Below are 24,392 nucleotides of genomic sequence, written 5' to 3' on the forward strand. Positions count from 1 at the left end.
GGTGTAAAATGTTAAATAAAATATCTATTTCTGTAGTTTTATTGATGGCTTGTGCAGCGCATGCAGAATTGGTGGGGTTAGATAATGGGGAATTACTGGACGTTACGGGACAAGGGGGAGCTGATTTAAGCTGGACTTTGTCATTAAATCATCGCTATGCAAATGATTTAAGCATAAAAAATATTTCTGATCAGCAAGGCGTATATTATACCTATGATTGTGCATCGGATGTGCAATGCCGTTTTGCATTTTCACCTAATAATCATGCAGATGCAGCTGGTAATCAAAGATGGTTGGTCTTTAAGCAAATTCAAGGCACTATTCAGGTAGATAAGTTTTCTTTGGCGGGAAGCACCATTATCAATAAGGATATGATGCCTCAAACAGCGCTTAAACTTTCATTCTTCGATGATAATCCTTTAAAAATAAGAAATTTAGGTTTTAGTAGTCTTTCGGTTGAAACCGATGATGCAAGCTCTAAAGGCTATTTAAAAGATATAAAATATAATCAATATAATGCTTATACATTAGATGCCCAAGGCACAAAAGTGAATAACAATATAGATGTTCCTGCTTTTGATAAAGGTGCTGAAAAAGGATTTATGGGCTTGAACGTACACGGTAATTTACATATGTCAGGTGATCTAAAAATTTTTAGTTATAACTGCGCAGGTACTGGGACCAGTCGTTGTTAATTAAACAAAGATTTTGAAGAATAAGGATGTTGCAATGAAAAAAATAATAAAACTGAATATGCTCACAGCTTGTGTATTAATGGCTCAACAATCTTTTGCGCTTCAACAGTTAACGGATCACTCCTTAAGTGATGTTACAGGACAGGATGGTATTTCTATTACCCATGAAGTCTCAAAGATTAATGTAGATCAGGTCAACTGGGTGGACTATACCGATACAGGTAGCATGAAGTTGGGAATGCATAATGTTGAAGTCAAAGGTGTAAATAACAGTACAATTAAAAGTACGCTTGATTTTGATGTAGGTACAACTGATAGAGGAACTGGTGTAAAAATTCAAGCTAGCATTTCCCCATTTCAGGCAACTATAGAAAAACTCATGTTGTTATGTGGTGCTACAACTTGTACCACAGCTGAACAGAATTTAGGTTCTTTAAGTCTTTCAACAACTTCTCCTTTAAAATTTTATTTGCAAACTACTCATGGTTTATTTAACCGTGATGAGAAAGCACATTTAGATTTTCAGTTACAAAATGCAAGTATTGGATATGGCTTAAACGGTAAAAATTTAACTCTAAAAGATTTTAATTTTAATTTTTCTGCTGATGGTTATATGTATCTAGACTCGAATGAGGGGATAGTAATGACCACCAAAAGTCGTGATGGCAATACGGATCATATTGTTAATTTAGACCGAGTTGCTGATTCAAGCGATGTAGACTCGAGTCGAGTGAATGCGAAAAATCCTGGTGTAAATATTGACTTACGCTATGGTTCAGATCCCAATAACCAGAAGAATGTGATTCGTATGGGAGCATCGGGCGGCGTTACAAATGCGAAAATATTCTTTAATGCAAATCAGGCTGGTCTTAAAGATTTTAATACGGTAAATCGTACCGGAACAGATTTAACGGAAACAACAAGGTCTGCTTCAGGTTATGGTTTTGCGGGTGCTGGTGGTTTGCATTTTGGCGTTTCTGCTGAGTTTACGCGTGAAGGGAATCCTCTATTAGGTCAAAATGTTGCTCCAACAACTTTGGAAATAGGTCATACAGGACATGGTAGCTATGCTATAGAATTTTCAAATCTATCTCCTTTAGCTATTCGTAATTCAACCAATGCTACCAATTTGAATACTAAAAATGCATATATTGACTTTGGTGATATTTACATTAATACCGCACAAGTTAAAAGCTTAAATTTTATTATCAATGAAAATGTTAAAAAGATACTTAATGCTTCAAGTACCGAATTAACCTACGATATGGTGCCGGTTGATAAAGGGCAAAATGTAGCATTAATTGCGATTCGTGGTATGGATTTTCAGGCCATAGCACGTAAAGCACGTTTTATTTCAGACAATTCAATTGCTGAGATAACCAGCTCTTCTGGAGAATGGGGCATAGGTATACCTATCTTTAATTTAAATGCCAATCTGGCGCTATTTGCTAAAAATTATACTTATAAAGGAGTGACCAGCTCAGGTTTGGGATATAACTTGGCAATGTCTACGGAAGGTTATGGTATTGATAAAAAAACCGGAACGCCAAGTACAACTTCTATCATTGTCGTAGATGGTGCAAAGGGAGTATATAACGAAGAAGTCAATTATTATGCAGGTCTTCGAAATATCGATTCATATTTAAAATCAGATGGTGTCATTGGTTTTGAAGATGAAGGAATTTATATCAAGGCAGATAATTTATTATTTGCAGCAAAAGCTGAAATTGCAATTGGACAACTTCCGGGTTCTTTATATAACTGTACTACAGCAACTGGTGGTACAAATTGTGATAAAAAAGTCGTACCTATTGATAATTTTGCTAAAAAAGATGATGTATTGTCTTCTATTGCCTTTAAGCTCGAGGGTCAAGGGGAATTGCTGATTGTTCCGGGGCTAAATTCAGCAAATGCAACGCCGGACACCAATTATTTGTCTTTAAAAGGAAATTTTAAGTTTAAAGATCTCACAGGCTCTACGGATAGAGGAAGTTTCTTAAGTATCATTAATGAAGATGTTAAAGCTGCAACTGGACCAAGCGAATCTAGTGTTAATTTAAATAAGCTTCAAGGACATATAGGATTCGAATCCAGAGTTCAAATGAAACAGGATACTGTTGTACTAGATAATCAGGTCAAGTTTAATTATTTAGCTACTGCGACTTCTCAAGGTAAGCCCTTTACCGCAGAAATGGCCATGTCTCCAGCAGGTAATATGCAGAAAATTGCTGATCTTGCAATTACCGGAGGGGCAATGCGTAGCACTTTGGGTATTACTCCACGATAAAAGAATAAATTATAGGGATTGAAAATGAAAAGATTACTATTGCCAGCATTGATTTGTTGCATTTCTTCAGGAGCAAATGCAACAGGATTTAAAAGTTTGACGGATACCGAATTGGCCAAAGTAGATGGTCAAGCTTTGCTGAATTTTTCTAAAGATGCTTATAGTTATAATACTTCAAGTAACGAAAAGGTTAATTTTTTTAAACTTGGACTTGAAGCTGAAATGGAACTAAATACCAATATTAAATCCTTACAATTAGGATGTGGGGGAGTAAATGGTGCAAATGGTTGTGATATTGATATTTCGAATTTGGCTTTAAGTGGATTACCTACAAGTTATGATGCCGATGGAAATCCTGTATTTGCAAATGACCGTGCCTCAACGAGTGCAAAAATAACTAATCCCTTTATTGAATTTGCAATCAAAAATAGCGATAAAGCATCAACCAGGGAAATAGTTGGTTTTCGTTTAGGGGCACAAGAAATTTTGGGTTTATTAACTACAGGTATTGCCAATACACAATCACCGACAGATGGTATTCAATCTTTCAGTGGTTATATGAAAATTGCAGATACATCAGGTTCTACCAATACTGCAGCTGCGAAATTTGGTAAAGCGTCCAACCAAGCAATTTCAGGAGTCTTGGATATTGCTCTATTTGGTACGCATAACTTTACTAGTGATCCAACAAATTCTAATACGACGGGTATTACAGTACCGCAGTTAAATAATGTGAAATTTAATGTTCCAGGCTTTACTGTATCTGGAAACCGACAAACCCAGGCAAGTGCGACCAACATTATGGTGACTATTCCAGTGATTCCTTTGGCAAAAGGTACGGCTGAGGATAATGCTAATTATGAGGTTTATAATGGTTTGAATACTACACAGTTTGATAATGACCAGCTATTGGTAAATATTAATCCATGTGTAGGCTTAGGATCACTTTGTTTGGTAAGTACCTCGAAATTTAAAATGGGGGAGGGTTCAAAGCTGACTAATCTGAATATGAATGTGACCTTTAATCAATTATTAAGCATGGTACATAATGTACCATTAACCGGTTCAGGAGGTTATTTGGCTTTGCAGCAGCTTGCTTTGCAGTGGCCAGGAGCAGATGCAGCAGATGTTGCAAAAAGAGGTTGGTGGATGTCATTTGCTGATCCTGTGCAATTGGGGAAACTCAATGTGGCAGGGGCTGTAGATATTTCGGCGGTACTTCCTCAAGTTGCGACAAATATTACCAACAACCTGCAAGCTCCAGGTAATGAAATTCCAATTGATTTGGGTGATTCTATTAAGGCCTTAGCCAATACCCCTATTGTTAAAACATTAACAATTGATGTAGGGCCATGGACCCAAGCTAATCCTTCTACGTTAACGTTGAGTAATCAGATTCTAAAAAACCAGAATGTTCCCTCTAACTGTTATGGCGGTCTGAAATTCTGTTAATCGAATAATAAAAAATCCCGCTGAATGCGGGATTTTTTATTTTAAAGATGAATTACTTTGCAATTTTAGTCAGTAATTCTTCTTTAGTAATATTTACCGATTCAGCATCACGGCGACCTTTATATTCAAAAGTTCCTGCATCTAAACCTTTTTCACCAATCACAATACGGTGTGGAATACCGGTAATTTCAAGATCAGAGAATTTTACGCCTGGACGCTCGTCACGGTCGTCTAAAATCACGTCATAACCTGCAGCTTGCAGTTCTGCATAAAGTGCTTCAGCAGCTTCTAAAGTACGTGGTGATTTGTGTGCATTCATTGGTACAATCGCAACTTCAAATGGTGCAATTGCAGAAGGCCAGATAATCCCTTTGTCATCGAAGTTTTGTTCAATGGCAGAAGCCACCACACGCGTTACACCAATACCGTAGCAGCCCATGGTCACGACCATCGGTTTACCGTCTTTCCCAAGCACTTTGCAGCTTAAAGCTTCAGAGTATTTTTTACCCAGCTGGAAAATGTGACCGACTTCGATACCACGTTTAATTTGCAGTGTACCTTTACCATCTGGAGATGGATCACCTTCAACTACATTACGTAAGTCATAAATTTCTGTGAATTTAGCATCACGTTCCCAGTTGACACCTGTTGCATGTTTGTCGGCTTCATTAGCGCCAGCAACAAAATCAGAAAGCACAGATGCTGCACGGTCAACAATGACAGTGATGCCTTTATCAACCAGACCTTGTGGACCAATAAAGCCAGTGGTTAAACCAAGTGCTTGAATTTGATCTTCAGTTGCAAATGTTAAAGGCGCAGCAATTAATGGATGCTTTTCAGCCTTAATTTCATTCAGTTCATGGTCGCCACGTAAGAATAAAGCAATTACTGGAGTAGCTTTACCTTCTTCAGCAACACCTTGAACAAGCAAGGCTTTTACAGACTGCGCGGCATCTGTACCCAGGAAATTCGATACATCGGCAATGGTTTTTTGCGCTGGTGTATCAACCAGTTGTAATTCCTGAGTGGCAGCCGCGCGTTCACCCACCAATACAGCTTCAGCCATTTCTACATTGGCTGCATAGTCAGATTCAGTAGAGAAGGCGATGTCATCTTCACCACTTGAAGCCAAAACATGGAATTCATGTGAACCTGAACCACCTATTGAGCCAGTGTCTGCTTGTACTGGACGGAAGTCTAAGCCCAGACGGCTAAAGATACGACAGTACGTGTCATACATTACATCATAGGTTTCTTGTAATGATGCTTGATCGATATGGAAAGAATAAGCATCTTTCATGATGAATTCACGTGAACGCATGACACCAAAACGTGGACGAACTTCATCACGGAATTTGGTTTGCACCTGATAGAAATTGATTGGCAGCTGTTTGTAGCTTTTTAATTCATTGCGTGCAAGATCAGTAATGACTTCTTCATGCGTTGGGCCAAGCACAAAATCGTTATTATGACGGTCTTTGAAACGTAGCAGTTCTGGACCATATTGCACAAAGCGGCCTGATTCTTCCCAAAGACTTGAAGGTTGAGTCACGGGCATAAATACTTCAAGCGATCCGGCACGGTTCATTTCTTCACGGACAATCGCTTCAACTTTATTTAGCACGCGTACGCCCATCGGCAACCAAGTGTATAAACCCGAAGCCAATTTACGAATCATCCCCGCACGTAACATGAGCTGATGTGAGATTACTTCAGCATCGTTTGGGGTTTCTCTTAACGTAGCAAATAAAAAGCGACTCGCGCGCATGGAAACTGTCCTGATAATTAAGCGTTAAAGCATAAGATTATACGATAAAAAATGAGGTGAACATTTCAGAATGTCACCTCATGGTAATGGATTTTATTATGCCATGATTTTGCGGATTTGGCGCGTCATAAAATTCTTAAAGTCATCTAGATAAGTAAAGATGACAGGAACAACGACCAGCGTTAACAATGTCGAGGTAATGACACCACCAATCACGGCATGCGCCATAGGTGCACTTTGTTCGCCACCTTCACCCAGGCCCAATGCCAGAGGAATCATCCCCATCACCATAGCACTGGTGGTCATTAAAATAGGACGTAAACGGGTTTTACCGGCTTCAATAATTGCCTCATAACGATCTTCTCCACGATCCATGGCTTTTTTGATGAAGTCAATCAACAGGATGGCATTCTTGGTCACCAAGCCCATCAGCATGATAATGCCAATAATAGAAAACAGGTTCATGGTGGAATTAAACAGGAATAAAGCCAGGAATACCCCAATCAGCGAGAGAGGAAGGGAAGCCATAATTGCTGCAGGGTGAATGAAGCTGTTAAATTGTGAACCCAGTACAATATAAATAAATACAATGGAAAGGGTAATGGCGGTTAAGGCATAACCTGCCGATTCTGCCATGTCTTTATTTGCACCTTGAGTCGCAAAACTATAGCCGGGCGGTAAATCAAAGTTATCTTGGATTTTTTTAATATCCCGACCAATATCTCCTGCAGGACGGCCGGCTGTATTGGCTTCGACCAGTACTTCACGGGCCAAATCACGACGGGTAATCTGCGAAGCTCCCAGGGTTTGGTCAAATGATGCCACGCTCGCTAGCGGTATTAAAATAGGCTGACCTGAAGCATCGGTTTTTTGTGAGTTAAGATAAAGATTTTGTATATCACTTGGTAGGGTACGTTTGTTTTCAGTCAGGCGAAGATTGACATCATAGGTCTCGCCTTTTTCGTCTTGCCAGGTGGTGACGTCATCGCCTGCAATTAAAGGGCGAATAACACTGGAAATTTGATTAACAGAAAGACCTAAATCACTGGCCAGAACACGATTGATATGCACAGCCAAGGTGGGTTTGGGCTCTTTAAGCGAGCTTTCCAGATCGACGATACCTTCGACTTTAGAAATTTCTGCAAGAAAGCGATCGGAGATTTTTTGCAGTTCGTTCAGATCGGTTCCTTTAATTGAAATCAAGATCGGCTTTTGTCCTCCAGAAACCGTTTCGTCTGCTGAAGCGACCGAAGTAATGGTAATACCCGCGACGCTTTGTAAACGCTGACGAAATTCGTTATTCAGTTGAGTCAGGGTTTTATCACGTTCCAGACGAGGAGTGACCTTAACCCGGATGCTGACATGGTTTTTGCCGCGATCGGTAACTCCATTAATAATACTGTAAGTATTGCGTACCTCTGGATGCTGCCGAAGAATATTCTCTACTTGCAACAATTTGGCTTGAGAATATTCGAGTGATGCATCTACAGGTGTTTCAAATTTAATCCGAATTTCATTTTTATCTGGAACAGGAACAAATTCCGTACCAATCAGTTTAGATAAACCCAATGCACCAAAAAGTGAAGCTACGGCCACCATCAAGGTTAAAATACGGAAGCGTAGCGCCAGTTTTAACAGCTTTTCATAATAATGGCTTAAATTATCCAGCTTGTTGGATATCCAGTTAAAGAATCGTTTGATTCTGCCGGGTTTTTTGTTTGGGTCATATTTTTCAGCCCAATGTGCAGAAAGCATGGGATCGAGGGTAAAGCTGACAAACATAGAAATTAATACAGCAGCGCTGACCGTTACCCCAAATTGATAGAAGAATTTACCGATAATACCGCCCATAAACGCAACCGGTAAAAAGACCGCAACAATCGTCAGCGTGGTGGCTAGAACCGCAAGCCCGATTTCTTTGGTTCCATCGAGTGCTGCTGAAACCGCATCTTTACCCATATCGGCATGACGGACAATATTTTCCCGCACCACAATGGCATCATCAATCAAGAGACCAATACTTAAGGAAAGTGCCAGCAAGGTCATCATGTTGATGGTAAAGCCAAAAGCCCAAATAAAAGTCAGGGTACCGAGCAGGGAAATTGGTAAGGTCAGGCCGGTAATTGCGGTAGAGCGGAATGAACCTAAAAATAGCAACACAATCAGAACTGCGAGCACTGCGCCTTCAATAATGGTACGTGCCACATCTTTAATACTGCCACGAATACCTCTGGAACTATCGACTGCAACTTTTGCCACCGTGCCTTTAGGTAGCTGTTTCTCGATTTTTGCCATGGCTTTATAGCTGGCATTGACCACATCAATCACATTGGAGTCGGAACTGCGCAAAATATCAATGGCGACTGCAGCTTTCCCATTTAAATAAGCACTGGATTCAAAGTCGGCTTGACCATCTTCAATACTCGCCACCTGTTTCAGGTAAATGGGTGCTCCATTTTTATTGGCAATAATCAGATCACCAAACGATTGCGGATGAAGCACTTTGGATTTGATTTCCACCACCAGCTCGGACGTAGGCTGTTTTAAGGTGCCTCCCGGAACTTCAATATTTTCACCTTTCAAGGTATTGATGACCTTGTCTACACCAATGCCAAAACTTTGTAATTTTTGCGGATCGACCTCAATACGAATCTGGCGCTGTGCGTCACCCAGCAAATTCACTGTACCCACGCCCGGTACAGTGCGGAGTTGCGGAACAATCCGCTGGCTTAAATAGGAGCTTAAATCCCGCAGACTCATGTTGTCTGATTCAAATACAATCGACATCACCGCATTGGCGGTCGGATCGTAACGCTCAACAACAGGATCTTGAATTTCATCACGAAACTGGGCAGTAACAGGAGAGATCTTGTCGCGAATATCTTGTGCTGCAACTGCAGAAGAGACATCCAGATTAAATTCGACAATAATGGTCGAAAGCCCTTCACTAGACTGGGAAATAATCTGTTTTAAACCTGAAATGGTGTTGATCTGGTCTTCCATTTTTTTGGTAATTTCAGATTCAATGGTTTCAGGAGAGGCACCCGGATAAGAGGTATAGACCACAACAAATGGAAAATCGACATCGGGAAATTCTTCTACGCCCATCCGTTGCCAAGATGCCAGCCCCAGTACCAGTAAACACAGCATCATCATGATGGTGAAAACAGGATATTTAACACTAATTCGGGTAAACCACATAAGAACAATCCTGTACTTATTTTTTATTATTTATTGATGATGACCGCTTGATGAATGTCCTGGTCATTAAATTTAATACGGCTAATCTGGTCGGTGTTTTGCAATCCTTGGACGACGGCCAAATTGTCCCGATAGCGTTGTTCCAAAATTACCAGATTTACTTTTTCAATTTTATTCTGGCGAATTACCCATACATAAGGCTTATCTTTGGGATTCTGGATCACATCGAATGGTATGAGCTGGCCTGAAACCTGAGTTGAAGCAAGAATATTGCCTTCCACAAAAGAACCGATACTGAGTGAATTAATGGTTTCATTCGGTCTGGCAAAAAATTCAATCTGCCGGCTGGCAGGATCAGCAATAGGAGAGACTCGGGATAAAACAGCAGTCAGCTGAGCTGGATTACCTTGAATGGTGTATTCAATACGTTGTCCAACTTTTAATGCGGACTGCATGTCACTTGGTAATTTGGCCTGAATTTCCAGTTGACTTGGATCCACGATTTCAAACAGGGTTTGTCCAGCAGCAACAGTTTGCCCTGCATCGACCTGGCGCTGGGTAATTACTCCGGAAATTGGACTATAAATGGTTCCTTCACGCTCGGCTTTTTGAGCAATATTCACATTTGCCTGCTGTGCACGTGCATTTTCCAGTTGCGCCTGATAGTCAACATTGGCCTGTTCATATTCCACTTTGGAAATAAAGCCTTTATCCAATAAGCGTTTCTTGCGCTGCATCATATTTTTAGCCAGATTGGCCTGAGCTTGTGCTGCTGACAAATTGGCCTGAGCTTGCGCTAAACGTGCTGCATTGTCCTGATTATTCAGGCGAACCAGCACTTGACCTTTGGAGACCGCTTGCCCGACCTGTACATAGACCTGGGTTGCAGTGGCAGTGACTTGTGCCTGAATGCTACTCTGATTGACAGCACGAATTGTTCCGGTAAAAGCACTTTTGGCGATAGAGGTTCCATCTTTGACTGAAACTAAATCTTTTTGAATTAATTCGATTTTTGTTTTTGTTTCTACAGGTTGTTCTATTTCATCTTTTTGGCAGGCCGTCAGCAATAAGCTTAAACAGAGAATGCTACCGGTCAAATAAGAGGGCTGATCACTGAATTTAGATTTTTTTGTATGCTGTCCAGGTAGCATGTAGCTTCATCCTTTTTATTTATTGTGGCTTAAATTAAGCGCTCAACAGAACAAATGCAATTTATTCAAGCGCTTTTAAGCGAGCGATAATATTGTCGTATTCTGCTTGGGTATTTCGATAGCTAATTTGTAACGATTGAATCATGTCTTTTTTTGCTTCAATGTTCTTTTGATTGTTCTCGATATTATTTTTCAAACTGCTGGGAATACTTTCGCCTTTGCGTAAATGCTCAATCTGCTGGCGTTTAAAATAGATCCGGTCATTTTGTAATTGTTTTAATTGGTCTTGCTGGAAAGCGATCTGTTTTTTGATATTAACCAGTATGTCATTGCGTTTGATGACGGCAACCTGGCTACTGCTATAGGCCTTTTTAAGTTTTAAGTTTTCTGCCTGCTGTTTGGCCTGGGCGGCACGTTGGGGAGCCTGTTTAATATCCGCTTCACTGTTGTAGGCACGATTACGCCGGATCACCTGCATGTTCTGATCCAAAGCCTCATAACCATGGCGAATATGGTTGGGTGTGACATTGGTACTGATATTGGCTATCCCTTTGCTGTCATAGTAGCGATACCATGTGGCTTTAGGGGGTAAATCTTGAGCAAATAGTGTGGTTGCTTTAAAAATGATCAAAATAAAAAAAATGAATCTGATGGTCATTTTTTTTTGTGCAATGAAAGCGAGTTTGTATTTAAACTGACTTTGCATTGTAACCCCCGAATAAAAGTAGATTAAATTACTTATTTTGAAAGTAATAAATAAGCTATATTAGTCGTAAAATGAGCAATAAAAAACCTTTCTACGTCAAAAAAAATTCATTGGTCGGTAGAAAGTGTGAAGTCGTTACTAAAAACAAAAGAAAATGAGCCTTTGTGTGTAAAATGTTCATTGGAAATGCAAGTAAAGATATGTTAAAAATGTTTGGAACTTGTAATAAAACTTTCGACTAAAATTGTTTGTACATTCTAAAAATGGGAAGGGTCATTAAATGGACGATAAATTCCAAAATCTAAAAGTCATGGTGATTGATGATTCAAAAACCATTCGTCGTACAGCAGAAACATTACTACAACGTGAAGGTTGTGAAGTCGTGACCGCAGTAGATGGTTTTGAGGCTTTGGCAAAAATTGCTGAAGCCAATCCAGATATCGTCTTTGTCGATATTATGATGCCACGTTTGGACGGTTACCAAACTTGTGCACTTATCAAGAATTCGCAAAATTATCAAAATATTCCAGTCATTATGCTGTCAAGTAAAGATGGTTTATTTGATCAGGCAAAAGGTCGTGTTGTTGGTTCGGATGAGTATTTAACTAAACCCTTTAGTAAAGATGAATTGTTAAACGCAATCCGTAATCACGTAACAGCATAAGTTTTATTTTATTGGGGAAAAGCATGTCACGTATCCTTATCGTTGATGATTCACCGACAGAAACATTTCGTTTTAAAGAAATTTTAACCAAGCATGGCTTCGATGTTATCGAGGCGGCAAATGGTGCTGATGGTGTCACAATGGCACAAGCAGAACTGCCAGATCTTGTGCTAATGGATGTGGTAATGCCAGGGGTAAACGGTTTCCAGGCGACACGTCAAATTGCACGTGGTGCTACGACAAAACACATTCCGATTGTGATTGTCAGTACCAAGGATCAGGCAACAGACCGCGTTTGGGGAAAACGGCAGGGGGCAAGTGATTACTTGACCAAGCCTATTGATGAACAACAATTAATTGATGTGATTAAACAACACCTCAATGCAGGATAAGCTCTATGGCAGCTAACGGATTTATCGAATTACTTCGGATTGCTAAACGTGGTAACAAAAACTACGTTTCAACTGAAAATGAAGTAAACCGATGGTCAGGCATTGCTTTTGAGATGATGGGGCAATATTTTGTTGCCCCTTTGGGTGAAGTATCTGAAGTGATATATCCCCCAAAATATACGCCGGTTCCAAATACCCAGCCATGGGTAGTGGGATTGGCTAATATTCGGGGACGCTTACTTTCAGTCGCTGATTTGGCGCATTATATTTCGGGGCATCGAAGTCAGTTTTCACCGACTCAAAAAGTATTGTGTATTAGTCACAATGACCATTATGTCGGTTTGGTGGTAGATCAGGTTTTGGGGATCCAACACTTTAACAAGAAAAGTTTCTTTTCTAAACACGGCGAATTAGACAGCAATTTACAAGAATATTGTCAGGGATATTTTTATCAACATAATCAACACTGGCATGTTTTCTTATTTAGTCGTTTATTGCAAAACCCAAAATACATGAATGCCTCTATAAAATTTATAAATTAATAGTCGCAAGCTAAAGAATGATAGCGCAACTCGGGGAGAAGCTGGATGGGCTTTAAACTTAAAAAGAAGAATACAAGTGAAAGTACCGGCCGTAAGGGCGGGAATGCTTTATTAGCAAAGATTCAATCACAGACAGAGCAATTATCACGTGTATTTGGTGACAGTGAAAAGTCCAAACCATTAATTTTGGGCGCAGCATTCTGTCTGACCGTAGCACTATTCCTGTTGTTGTACCTATTCTATAGTGTGCCGCGTAACAACGAATTGACACGTAGTGTGGGTGATTTGCGTCTATTATCACAAACCATTTCACGTCAGGCCACTGATGCAACAGCCTCAGGAACCAAAGAGTCAATTGATAAACTTTTGCAATCACAAAAAGAATTTGCTGAAAACCTGGAAACGGTAAACGATATTCATCCACGTACAGATGCACTGGTTGAAGTGGAAAAGCAGTGGAAAACGGTATCAGAAGGGATTGATTTAATTTCTTCTCAACAACAAATGATTAACAAGCTTTACGATACCAACATTGCAATCGGCGAATCGATTCCCGGAATTCAGGCAGAATACAACCTGATGGTTGACCAAATGGCACGTCAAAATGTGCCGAGTAACCAGGTCGTTATTGCAAAAAACCAGGTATTCATTGCAGAACGTATCTTACGTTCAATTAGTTCGGTACTTACGGGTAGCGATAACTCGCGTGAATCTGCGGATGACTTCAGTGCCGATACTGAAACCTTTGGTTCTTATCTCAATGCACAGCTCAATGGTAGTGCAGAACTGGGTGTGGAACGTATTAGTGATCCAGCATTACGTGAATCACTGGAAGGGATTAAAAGCGAATACGATGATGTATTGAAATCTGCTTCTGCAACGATTCTTAAAAACTCGGCTCAGATTGTAAAAGTCCGTCAAGCTTCTGCTTCAATTTTTGCCCAGTCAGATGAGCTGTTAGAAAGCCTGAATAAGTTATCAGGTGGTTCAAGCTTAGCTATTGCACTTCCTGCATTGCTTTTAATTCTGTGTCTGGTTGGTTTCTTGTTTACGGTATTTAAATTACTTGCTTTACGTGGCCAGTCAGATAAACAGCGTGTGGCAAGCTTGCAAGAAGAATATGACCGTAACCAAAACGCGATTTTACGTTTACTGGATGAAATTGCCGACTTGGCAGATGGTGACTTGCGTTCATACGCAACAGTATCTGAAGACTTTACCGGTGCCATTGCCGACTCGATTAACTTTGCGATTGACCAGTTACGTGACTTGGTATCGCGTATTACTGAAACTTCACAAGAAGTTGCGCAATATACCGCGAACACGCAGGGCATTACCAACCAGCTGGCTGAAGCATCAGAACACCAAGCGCAAGAAATTGCCGGTGCATCTGCCGCGATTAATGAAATGGCAATGTCTATTGACCAGGTATCTTCAAATGCCGAAGAGTCAGCGGTGGTTGCGGAACGTTCGGTACAAATCGCTGCCAATGGTGCAGACGTTGTAAACCGTTCTATTGAAGGTATGGATACCATTCGTGAGCAGATTCAGGAAACCTCTAAACGTATTAAACGTCTGGGTGAATCTTCTCAGGAAATTGGTAACATCGTTGCCTTGATTAACGATATTGCCGACCAAACCAACATCCTGGCATTAAACGCTGCAATTCAGGCATCGATGGCAGGTGAAGCAGGTCGTGGTTTCGCCGTGGTAGCCGATGAAGTACAGCGTCTTGCGGAACGTTCAGCATCTGCAACCAAACAGATTGAAGGCTTGGTAAAAACCATTCAAACGGATACCAATGAAGCGGTTATTTCGATGGAACAAACCACTTCGGAAGTTGTACGCGGTGCGAACTTGTCTAAAGATGCCGGTGTGGCACTGGATGAAATTCAAAGTGTATCCAGCAACCTGGCGAAATTGATTGCAAACATTTCTGATGCTGCAAAACTTCAGTCAGCTTCTGCAGGTCATATTGCAACCACGATGAATGTTGTACAGGAAATTACCTCTCAAACCACAACTGCAACATTCGATACAGCACGTTCAGTATCTGAATTGGCAAATATGGCCGAATCGTTACGTGAGTCTGTAACTGACTTTAAATTACCGGACTAAGGTAATACGCAAGCTTTGGGGTGATATGCCTTACTTTAGGGTAGGGCATATCAATAAATCACAGATAAAGCATCGGCAAGATGAACTTAACCTCAAAGTTAGGTCTCGCGTGATAGTGACAATTAAGTTTGAGCACCCTTCTTGGTGGCAGATAAACGTAAGAAGCCTAAGCTATGAAAGAAATATTAAAAAATTTAGTTGAAACAACTACGCTTCCTGAAGATAGTTATCTTGATCAAGATGCAGAAATTCTAGAAATTTTTGTTGAAGAAATAGAAGAAATCTTTGTTGAATTAAGTACTTTATTTACAACTTGGTTTGAAAATCCCAATGACCAAGCAATCTTGACTACGATTCGCCGTCATTTCCATACCCTTAAAGGTTCTGGACGCATGGTGGGGGCAAAATCCGCAGGTGAATTGGCCTGGGCGGTTGAAGATACTTTAAATCGCGTGATTTCCGGTACAGTGGTTTTGGACAGCACAGTTCAACGCTTTGCCCAGACTGTCTATAATATTTATCAATATAAGTTATACCCAATTTTTAAAACTGTTCAAAATACCGATATCGACTTAAGACCTTTAGTACTATTAGGGCAGCAAATACAGCAGCAAGTCAGTTTAGAACCTGCATTAGAAGAACTGCTTGAGCTGTCTCGCACTCTGACAAGTGTAGATTGTGTTACCGGTTTAGAATTACAAGATCAAGAAGTGAGTGAAGCAGAAGCTGAAACAGCACTCGAAACAACGGCTACAGAAGAGCCAGTTGCAGTAGACCACAATAATGATATTGAAGAAACGGTTGCGATCTTTATTGAAGAAGCGGAAGAACATCTGCTTACGATTGATCAGTTCCTGCAAAACGAGCAGGAGCAACATCAGGATTATAATTGCCTGATTCGTGCCTTGCATACCTTGCGCGGCAGCTCATCTATGGCACAAATTGAGCAAATTTTTGTCGCCAGTACCCATGTTGAAAACTTATTTAAAACCCTATTACAAGAAGAAATTGTTTCAACATCGAGCCAGACGGCCTTGCTGGTTCAATATGCTGAATTTGTCCGTGATTATTTACATACATTAAGACAAGGTCAAACCCAAAAACTTGATGCAATTTATGCAACTTTTAGCACGGCATGGGACAATTATGGATTTAATTCGGCAGAAGTAAACCAGGATGTAAACCCACAAGGTTTAGTATCCAAGCTGATCGAATTAAATATTGATTTGTTATTGGATGCAGAATTCGAATTTGAAAAACGTGCCAAAGTTGAATATCCGGAATATATTCAGGCCTTAAGCCAGCAGGCACAGCAATTATTGGATCATACCGATAATCGCGCTGCAATTGGTATTCATCAGTTTACCAATGAATTGAAGTCGAGTTATGAAGCACTGGTACTCAAACCGGAATTGCTGAATATTGATTATGCCTATGAATTATTCGGGCAAGCGCATCAGGAATTCATTCATCTGTTTGATACCTTGGCGGCCGGTCAGCGCGTGATTTTAACCGAAGACATTCACAAAATATTGAATGATCTTAGCGCCTTTGTTCAGCAAGATCTTGAACAGTTCGAAGCAGAAGAGCCGAGTGTGGCAATTCCAGCTGAAACCTCAGCTGCTGGTTCAGGTACTGTTGATCTGGCGCAGATTTCACAAAAAATTCGTGCAGATCGTGCACAAATGCATGCTGCTGATGCCAATCGTGATTTTGATGAAGATTTGCTGGGTATCTTCCTGGAAGAAGCCGATGAATTGTTAGGCGGGATTGATCAGGACTTGAACACCTGGTCGAAAGATCCATCCAATACTGCAGCACTGAATAATTTAATGCGTTATTTGCATACCCTAAAAGGGGGTGCGAATATGATTCAGGCGACGCATATTGGCTTGATTTCGCATGAATTAGAAAGCATCTATGAGCGCGTGATCCGTCAGCAGATTGAGGTCAATCCGCAGCTCATCAGCATTATCCGTTTAGTACAAGATGACGTATCCGATCGTATTCAGGTTATCCGTGATGATCAGATTGATTATTCCGGCGCTGAATCGATTGAAATTTTGCGTAATATTCAGACCATCGCTCAAGGCAATGTTGCTGTAAGTGCTACGGTTGTAGAAGCAGAAGCAGAACCTGAAGTTGAAACTGAAATTGAACAAGTTGAAACTGAAATTGCAGTTGAAACCGAAGCTGAAGCTAAAACAGTTGCAGATGAATCAGTAGAGCCTGTTGTAATTTATGAAGAAGTTGAAACAGAGGCTGGAGTTGCCTTGGCAAGTCCAGTTGATGTTGAAGATCCGGACGATAGTATCCGTTCAATTGCAGAAGAAACATTCCTGGAAGAAGCAGAAGAGATTCTGGAGTCTACAGATGTTTGGTTGAAGCAATGGTTTGACCAGCGTAGCGATCGTAGCTTGCTGCTTCAATTACAACGTGCAGCCCACAGTTTGAAAGGTGGTGCGCGCATGATTGAAAATGAGCCAGTAGCGGCGATTGCCTACCAGTTGGAAACCACATTTGAACGCTTTGCGGTGCATCAGTTTAATTCGAATGTTTATGACCTTTTATTGCAAACCACGTTTGCATGGTTAAAACAGGCAATCTTCGAACATGATTTCAGTAATTACGATAGTGTTAAATTAAGTCTGGAGTCGATTGAATTTGTTGATGTAACTGTTCAATTGCCAAGTCGCGTCAACAAGACCGATACGCTTATTACCGCTAAAGCTTTTGAATTTGTTCAAGGTGATGGTGCTGAGCCGCCTTCAATGATGGGTGAGTGGGATACAAGTGCTCAACAGGACAATAGCAATGAAATGATCCGTATTTCTGCCGATCTGGTGGAAAAAATGATCGACTTGTCTGGTGAAAATTCGATTAACCGGTCTCGTATTGAAATGGACTTGGGGCAGTTTGGTAATACCCTGAACGAGATGGAACTAGCGATCAAGCGTTTGGCGGATCAGTTGCGTCGAATGGAAGGTGAGCTCGAGTCACAGATTATTGCAAAACATGGTGATAGCTCACGTTATGCCGATTTTGACCCACTGGAGATGGACCAATATTCATCCTTGAACCAGTTGTCAAAATCACTCGCGGAATCTGCATCCGACTTGGTCGACTTTAAAACCACCTTGGCTGAAAAGATTCGTGATACGGAAGGTTTGTTGCTACAACAATCACGTATTCAAGCCGAGATTCAGGAAAGCTTGATGCGTACCCGTCTGGTACCATTTGACCGTTTATTGCCACGTTTACAACGGATTGTGCGTCAAACTTCTTCGACTTTGAACCGTCCGGCAGAGTTAGTGGTTCAAAACACTGAAGGCGAATTAGACCGTAACATTCTTGAGCGTTTGGTCACTCCATTCGAGCACATGCTACGTAATGCGATCGATCATGGTCTGGAAGACACTCCGGTAAGACATGAACTACAGAAGCCTGAAGTCGGGCAAATTGTCCTTAATATTAGCCGTCAAGGTACAGATGTACTGGTATCGTTCAGTGATGATGGTAAAGGGATTGATGAAACCAGAATTAAAGAAAAAGCGCTCAGCTTAGGTTTAATTAAAGATGATCAACCTATTGATAAACAGGAAATCCTGCAATTTATTTTCCATCCTGGATTTAGTACCGCCAAAGAAGTGACCCAGATTTCTGGACGCGGTGTAGGTCTGGATGTGGTGCAAAGCGAAATTAAGGCCCTCGGTGGCCATATTTCCATCGAGTCTGAATTGGGTAAAGGTACGACCTTTACCATTCGCGTACCGACGACTGTAGCGGTGAGCGATGCCTTGATGGTGAAATCAGGTGATCAGCAGTTTGCGATTTCACTGGCACAAATTGACCGTATTGTACGAATTGCCCCATCAGCGCTAGAACAGTATTTCAACAGTAAAGATGACTTCTTTAAAATTGATAACACCAGTTATAAACTGCGTTATTTATCTGAATTCGTTTCCAATCAGCCTTTACCACGCTTAAGTAATGTTGCGCATTCTTTACCTGTGCTGTTAATTAAGGGAAATAATGGGCAAACCATTGCATTACTTGTCGATCAGCTGATTGGTTCGCGTGCACAAATTGTGGTGAAACCGATTGGCCAGCAGTTCTCAAGTGTTGGTGTAATTGCCGGAGCAACCATTTTAGGTGATGGTCAAGTCTGCCTGATTTTGGATGGTCAGAATATTGCCCGACAAATTCAGAGCAGCCAACGTCTTAAACATGTGTCTGATCAACGTGAGCATTCTCGTTACAGCAATGCACGCCGCCTGATTATGATTGTGGATGACTCGGTGACTGTACGTAAGGTGACCTCACGTTTACTTGAGCGTCAAGGCTTTGATGTGGTGACAGCCAAAGATGGTATTGACGCGATGGAGCAGCTGGAAAATGTCAAACCAGATTTGATGTTGCTGGATATTGAAATGCCTCGAATGGACGGTTTTGAAGTCACGAATCTGGTTCGTCACCATGAAGTGCATCAAAACCTGCCTATTATTATGATTACGTCAAGAACAGGCGAGAAGCACCGTGAACGTGCATTCAGCCTTGGCGTAACCCACTATATGGGTAAACCGTTCCAGGAAGCCGAATTGCTGGAAAATGTGGAAAGTTTGTTAGAAACCAGTCAGGGGTAATGTAATGAGCCAAAATAGTGTTTCAAACTCTGCTGTTGATCGAATTTCACAACAAGAGTTACATCACCTTATTACGGTGTCTACCGGATTTATCGATACCTATATCATTGATTGTCACGGTAAGGAAGCGATGATTCTTCCGCAAAATATTGTTTTATCGGCACTGGATAGTCCTACACAAGTGCCTTTTGTAGAATGGCATGAACTGAAATTACCGGTATATGCAGTCAATGACCCGGAGCGTAAAACCGGTGTAGCCTTGGTGATTGAAGGGGATGATGTCAGCCAGCGTTTTGCCCTGATGTGTAATGAAATGCCAAAAACGATTCGTCTGCGTATTTCTGAAGTGGTAGATGAAGAACGTACCGCAACAGACCCGGATGTATTTCAGTATGTACGTATGGGAGATCAGGTATTTAATGTGCCTAATCTGGCCCACATTCAGTCTTCTTTGGGGTTATAAAACCTGGCGCTTAATCCAGAAATAGACCATAAAAAAAGGAACATTCATGTTCCTTTTTTTATTGAAATTTTTTAATTTTTAAAGATTTAGTTGGCAAGCAAGCCTTCTAGAATCTGTTCATAAATTTCAGCCAGTGGTTCTAAATCAGCAACATTTACATGTTCATCAATCTGATGGATGCTGGCATTTAATACCCCAAGTTCAAGCACCTGTGCGCCAGTCGGGGCAATAAAGCGACCATCAGAAGTACCACCACTGGTAGAAAGTTCAGTTTCAATACCGGTCACATTACGAATGGCATTTTTAGCCGCATTCACCAATTCACCTACCGGAGTAAGGAAAGGTAAGCCTGATAATGTCCATTCAATGTCATAGTCGACATGATGACGGTCAAGGATTTCTAAAGTACGTGCCTTTAATTGTTCAGCAGTCACTTCAGTTGAGTAACGGAAGTTAAATAAAAGGCTCATAGTGCCAGGAACAACGTTGGTTGCACCGGTACCGGCACTGATATTTGAAATTTGGAAAGAGGTTGCCGGGAAATATTCATTACCATTATCCCAAACCGTATCGCATAGTTCAGCTAAGGCTTTAGAAGCGGTATGAATTGGATTGACAGCCAGGTGAGGATAAGCCACATGACCTTGCTTACCTTTTACAGTCAGTTTGGCATTTAATGAACCACGACGACCGTTTTTAACAATATCACCCAATCGATGGGTACTGGATGGTTCACCTACCAGGCACCAGGTCATTTTTTCATTGCGTGCTTCTAAGGCTTCAACCACTTTCACGGTACCGTTGATAGAAGGACCTTCTTCGTCAGAGGTAATCAGAAATGCAATAGAGCCTTTATGGTTAGGATGCTTTGCCACAAAACGTTCTGAAGCCACAACCATGGCTGCCAGAGCGGTTTTCATGTCGGCACTGCCACGTCCATACAGTTTGCCATCACGAATTTCTGGCACAAATGGATCTGAGTTCCACGCCTCTAGACTTCCGGTAGGTACTACATCGGTATGGCCTGCGAAACATAGTACCGGTGCTTCGGTACCTTTGCGTGCCCATAAATTATCGACGTCTTCAAAACGCATTGGTTCAATATTGAAGCCAATTTTTTCCAAACGTTCCGCCATGATATTTTGGCAGCTATGATCGATCGGTGTTACAGAAGGCTGACGTAACAGTTGCAGGCTTAAATCAAGGGTAGCGGAAGAAGTCATGCGATTTTCATAAGTCGATAAATTTGTCAGCCCTATAATAGGCGAATATGCCCTTGATTGTGAATGATTGCCATAAAATTGGCATAAAAAAACCCTATCTGAGATAGGGTTTTGTGTACGCTAAAAACAAATTAGTTTTTGCGAATTTCTTCAGAAGTTTTTTCTGCGGTATTGGTTACGGCATCTCCAGCTCTGGATACATCTTTACCCACACCTTTAAAGGTATTACAGCCAGTCAAAGCAAAAGTAACAAGAAGGGAAGCAGCAAGAATTTTTTTCATCATCATCTCCAAGTGATTCATTATTTTGATGTGAATTCAGGTTAATTAATGCCCGGCGTAAAAAATATGAGTTTTTGATGGTAGAAAAGTAAGCATTTGTTATAAAAATAGACAATTCTCATAAATTTAGTTCTATCTACCTTGAAAAAGTAGCGGAGCATTGCGGTACATATAAAAATTATTTAAATCCTTTTGTAGATATAAACCATTGCTCCACCACTGTGCGGTATCGCTACTGACATATTGTTCTGGACATATCCATTCCAGTCTTTGTAAACGGTAAAATTGAGCGGTCTGCGGAGGAATAGAGTTTCCCCAATAACCTAAACGCCGTTGTTGATTGACCCAGCTGGGAAGCGTACTGACCGTACTTTCAACCGGCAGATAAAGTTGCCCTTTTAGTACTGCAAAACGCTGTTCAATTTTATGCTCCAGCGCTTCATCAAATTGGAACTGCTTTTGAGTAAAGTGATTCAATTTACGCAACAACGTATCGCTACGGTTTAATCCATACCAGTAAGGTAAAGAACAATCCCGCTCTGCCAGATAATATTTTAAAGCGACTTCCCAGTGTTCAATCACTTTGGTTTCGGTATTCAATAATAAAAAATCGAGTTCGCCCAATGTTTTAGGTCCTGCTATTTTTTGAATACTATGACCGAGCAACTGATAAGGATGATAGTCTTGATCGAGCAGCCAGAACCAGACAAACATCTCAAAACGCAGCCCTAAACGCGTGCTTTTCAGCTGTTGTAAAAAGTTTTCTAATTCTTGCGGATGCTGATCTAGATAAAGCAGTCTGGAATGATAATTTTGAAAATGGTTACTCCAGACAGCATTATTATGAAACTGAAAAGTATGCTTGAGCAGCATTTCGGGTGGGGTATGTGCCAGAATATTTGGACTGCCTACGCAAAAGGCCAATTGCCGAACCAGCAAATTTTTAAATTCAAGCCAAGGTTCATCAAGATCAAACCCTTTATTTACAGCAAACATGATAACCCTCGGCGCTAAATCAAAAAGTGCAGAATTACAACGGATAATATGCAAAAACACTTTATACTACCGCAATTAGTTGTGTAGGGCAGTGCTATGAAAATGTTGTTTTGGCGAAGTTTGGTGATGATTTTTGTCATCCTGGGCTTTATCGGGGCAGTTTTACCGGGTATGCCAACAACAGTATTTCTGATTTTAGCGGCCTGGTCGGCTTCTAAAGGTTGGCCACAAATGGATGCCTGGCTGCTAAACCATCCTAAATATGGTGCAACATTAAGATCGTGGCGTGAAAATGGTACCGTACCACGCAAGGCGAAATGGTTTGCCACTATCATGATGCTGATCAGTGGAATGATCATGTTATTTACCAATGCACCGCTTTGGGTAAAGATCTTCACGGACCTGATCATGCTGAATGTGGCGATCTGGTTATGGTTACGACCTGAACCTTCAGCTGAACCGATCAAAGAGGTTGAGTAATTTTGTTATGGCATATTCTTTAGAACAGGCGGATATCTGGATTGATTTGGCCGCGCAAAGTTTGACTTTACCAAAACATAACAAGTCTTATGTTATCTCTACAGGCAAGAACGGGATTGGCGAGCAGGAAAATTCCGGCAAGACACCTCGGGGCTGGCATAAAGTAGCGTTTAAATTCGGACATGCAGCGCCTAAAAATGCAGTATTTAAAGCACGGCAGCAAACCGGAGAAGTCTACGATGCAGCATTGGCCGAGCAGTTTCCTGAACGCGACTGGATTTTGTCGCGCATTCTCTGGTTAAGTGGTTTAGAGGAGAATTTTAATCAGGGGGAGGGCTGCGACACCTTTCAGCGTTATATCTATATTCATGGCACACCTGATACAGAACCGATGGGCATTCCCATGTCTCATGGTTGCATCCGGATGCGTAATGAAGATGTGGTTGAATTATTCGAACTGATCTCTGAGGATGCCTTGGTGTTTATTTCAGAACATCGTTTGAATGCGACAGAGGCTAAAACAGACCTTGGCTTATAAATAAACAAAGCCGGTAAAAGCTTAAAACCCCGATTAAGAAAATGGATTAAAAAAGAGTAATCTTTGCCAACAGTTCAAAAACCATGGAAAGTTCTGTCTAAAAATGAAGCTGTGATTTTTCGGGTTTTTACAGAAAATAGTAAATAAGTTATCGAAATTGTTTGTTTTTATAGCGAATAACCTATTTTTTAATCACTCAAACGCAAAAAACCAAAAACAGTCAGAAAAGCGTTTGACAGTCTGTCAGGATTCTCTATAATGCACCTCATCAAACGATGAAGACGTTTAAAGGGCGCTTAGCTCAGTTGGTAGAGCGTCTGCCTTACAAGCAGAATGTCGGCGGTTCGATCCCGTCAGCGCCCACCAAGCTCTTTAACGTTAAGACACTTTAGTGCAGCGGTAGTTCAGTTGGTTAGAATACCGGCCTGTCACGCCGGGGGTCGCGGGTTCGAGTCCCGTCCGCTGCGCCACTTAAGTTCTTAATATTCGTTTGCCACAATAGCGACATTGTGTAAGTGCAGCGGTAGTTCAGTTGGTTAGAATACCGGCCTGTCACGCCGGGGGTCGCGGGTTCGAGTCCCGTCCGCTGCGCCATTTACATAATAGACCTTTTGAGGGCGCTTAGCTCAGTTGGTAGAGCGTCTGCCTTACAAGCAGAATGTCGGCGGTTCGATCCCGTCAGCGCCCACCAGATTTTTTGCGATGCAGCGGTAGTTCAGTTGGTTAGAATACCGGCCTGTCACGCCGGGGGTCGCGGGTTCGAGTCCCGTCCGCTGCGCCATCCTTAGAATC

General features: G+C 41.3%; 18 protein-coding genes and 5 tRNA genes. 16 read left to right on the forward strand and 7 right to left on the reverse strand.

The genetic code is table 11. From position 1 onward, the window contains the following. Positions 1-8: 8 nt before the first annotated feature. Genes B4C48_RS04485 through B4C48_RS04495 form a run of 3 tightly spaced genes read left to right on the forward strand, consistent with a single transcriptional unit; the run spans position 9 to position 4,434 of the window. Positions 9-695, forward strand: a complete 687-nt coding sequence (locus B4C48_RS04485) for a hypothetical protein (RefSeq protein WP_291354409.1) — start codon at positions 9-11, stop codon at positions 693-695. Positions 696-729: 34 nt separating this feature from the next. After that, positions 730-2,982 carry a DUF6160 family protein gene (locus tag B4C48_RS04490; RefSeq protein WP_291354410.1) on the forward strand — a complete coding sequence of 751 codons (2,253 nt, stop codon included), beginning with the start codon at positions 730-732 and terminating at the stop codon, positions 2,980-2,982. Positions 2,983-3,006: 24 nt separating this feature from the next. Continuing rightward, complete coding sequence (locus B4C48_RS04495) at positions 3,007-4,434, forward strand: hypothetical protein (RefSeq protein WP_291354411.1); 1,428 nt, start codon at positions 3,007-3,009, stop codon at positions 4,432-4,434. Positions 4,435-4,486: 52 nt separating this feature from the next. On the opposite strand, the gene B4C48_RS04500 is transcribed toward B4C48_RS04495, so the two are convergent. The 4 genes from B4C48_RS04500 to B4C48_RS04515 all read right to left on the reverse strand — a co-directional run bounded on the left by B4C48_RS04500 (position 4,487) and on the right by B4C48_RS04515 (position 11,260). Then, positions 4,487-6,202: a proline--tRNA ligase gene (locus tag B4C48_RS04500; RefSeq protein WP_291354412.1), complete on the reverse strand. Its 1,716-nt coding sequence runs from the start codon at positions 6,200-6,202 to the stop codon at positions 4,487-4,489. 96 nt (positions 6,203-6,298) lie between these two features. Continuing rightward, a complete protein-coding gene (locus tag B4C48_RS04505) occupies positions 6,299-9,403 on the reverse strand; it encodes an efflux RND transporter permease subunit (protein ID WP_291354413.1) in 3,105 nt (1,034 codons plus the stop codon). 26 nt (positions 9,404-9,429) lie between these two features. After that, complete coding sequence (locus B4C48_RS04510; protein ID WP_291354414.1) at positions 9,430-10,554, reverse strand: efflux RND transporter periplasmic adaptor subunit; 1,125 nt, start codon at positions 10,552-10,554, stop codon at positions 9,430-9,432. Positions 10,555-10,615: 61 nt separating this feature from the next. Beyond that, positions 10,616-11,260 (reverse strand): hypothetical protein, encoded by a 645-nt coding sequence (locus B4C48_RS04515; protein ID WP_291354415.1) that lies wholly within the window; start codon positions 11,258-11,260, stop codon positions 10,616-10,618. A gap of 280 nt (positions 11,261-11,540) precedes the next feature. On the opposite strand from B4C48_RS04515, the gene pilG reads away from it, so the two are divergent. The 6 genes from pilG to B4C48_RS04545 all read left to right on the forward strand — a co-directional run bounded on the left by pilG (position 11,541) and on the right by B4C48_RS04545 (position 20,082). After that, positions 11,541-11,924, forward strand: coding sequence for a twitching motility response regulator PilG (gene pilG, locus B4C48_RS04520; RefSeq protein ID WP_067723812.1), 384 nt, complete (start codon positions 11,541-11,543; stop codon positions 11,922-11,924). A gap of 23 nt (positions 11,925-11,947) precedes the next feature. Then, the gene (locus B4C48_RS04525; RefSeq protein ID WP_291354416.1) at positions 11,948-12,316 is read left to right on the forward strand and encodes a response regulator; all 369 of its coding nucleotides are present in this window, start codon (positions 11,948-11,950) and stop codon (positions 12,314-12,316) included. Positions 12,317-12,321: 5 nt separating this feature from the next. After that, the gene (locus B4C48_RS04530) at positions 12,322-12,858 is read left to right on the forward strand and encodes a chemotaxis protein CheW (RefSeq protein ID WP_291354417.1); all 537 of its coding nucleotides are present in this window, start codon (positions 12,322-12,324) and stop codon (positions 12,856-12,858) included. A 45-nt stretch (positions 12,859-12,903) separates the two neighbouring features. Then, the gene (locus B4C48_RS04535; RefSeq protein ID WP_291354418.1) at positions 12,904-14,976 is read left to right on the forward strand and encodes a methyl-accepting chemotaxis protein; all 2,073 of its coding nucleotides are present in this window, start codon (positions 12,904-12,906) and stop codon (positions 14,974-14,976) included. Positions 14,977-15,149: 173 nt separating this feature from the next. Beyond that, on the forward strand, positions 15,150-19,619 hold the full coding sequence (locus B4C48_RS04540; RefSeq protein ID WP_291354419.1) for an Hpt domain-containing protein: 4,470 nt from the start codon (positions 15,150-15,152) through the stop codon (positions 19,617-19,619). A 4-nt stretch (positions 19,620-19,623) separates the two neighbouring features. Next, a complete protein-coding gene (locus B4C48_RS04545) occupies positions 19,624-20,082 on the forward strand; it encodes a hypothetical protein (protein WP_291354420.1) in 459 nt (152 codons plus the stop codon). Positions 20,083-20,168: 86 nt separating this feature from the next. Here the strand turns inward: B4C48_RS04545 and dapE are convergent, their stop codons facing one another. From dapE to B4C48_RS04560, 3 genes are all read right to left on the reverse strand, one after another. Further along, on the reverse strand, positions 20,169-21,305 hold the full coding sequence (dapE, locus tag B4C48_RS04550) for a succinyl-diaminopimelate desuccinylase (RefSeq protein ID WP_291354421.1): 1,137 nt from the start codon (positions 21,303-21,305) through the stop codon (positions 20,169-20,171). A gap of 131 nt (positions 21,306-21,436) precedes the next feature. Then, positions 21,437-21,586, reverse strand: a complete 150-nt coding sequence (locus B4C48_RS04555) for an entericidin A/B family lipoprotein (RefSeq protein ID WP_291354422.1) — start codon at positions 21,584-21,586, stop codon at positions 21,437-21,439. A 132-nt stretch (positions 21,587-21,718) separates the two neighbouring features. Continuing rightward, the gene (locus tag B4C48_RS04560) at positions 21,719-22,582 is read right to left on the reverse strand and encodes a DUF1853 family protein (protein ID WP_291354423.1); all 864 of its coding nucleotides are present in this window, start codon (positions 22,580-22,582) and stop codon (positions 21,719-21,721) included. A gap of 96 nt (positions 22,583-22,678) precedes the next feature. Here B4C48_RS04560 and B4C48_RS04565 point away from each other — a divergent pair, with 96 nt between their 5' ends. The 7 genes from B4C48_RS04565 (at position 22,679) to B4C48_RS04595 (ending at position 24,381) form a co-directional block, all read left to right on the forward strand. Beyond that, on the forward strand, positions 22,679-23,062 hold the full coding sequence (locus B4C48_RS04565) for a YbaN family protein (protein ID WP_291354424.1): 384 nt from the start codon (positions 22,679-22,681) through the stop codon (positions 23,060-23,062). A gap of 7 nt (positions 23,063-23,069) precedes the next feature. Beyond that, positions 23,070-23,600 (forward strand): cell wall-recycling L,D-carboxypeptidase ElsL, encoded by a 531-nt coding sequence (elsL, locus tag B4C48_RS04570; protein ID WP_291354425.1) that lies wholly within the window; start codon positions 23,070-23,072, stop codon positions 23,598-23,600. 290 nt (positions 23,601-23,890) lie between these two features. Beyond that, a tRNA-Val gene (locus B4C48_RS04575) sits at positions 23,891-23,966 on the forward strand. Positions 23,967-23,993: 27 nt separating this feature from the next. Beyond that, a tRNA-Asp gene (locus B4C48_RS04580) sits at positions 23,994-24,070 on the forward strand. Between the two features lie 47 nt (positions 24,071-24,117). After that, positions 24,118-24,194: transfer RNA gene (locus tag B4C48_RS04585), tRNA-Asp, on the forward strand. A 21-nt stretch (positions 24,195-24,215) separates the two neighbouring features. Beyond that, positions 24,216-24,291 (forward strand) — tRNA-Val (locus tag B4C48_RS04590). Positions 24,292-24,304: 13 nt separating this feature from the next. After that, positions 24,305-24,381 (forward strand) — tRNA-Asp (locus tag B4C48_RS04595). The last annotated feature ends 11 nt before the right edge of the window (positions 24,382-24,392 follow it).

This window comes from Acinetobacter sp. UBA3106, from assembly GCA_002365595.1.
Lineage (GTDB): Bacteria > Pseudomonadota > Gammaproteobacteria > Pseudomonadales > Moraxellaceae > Acinetobacter.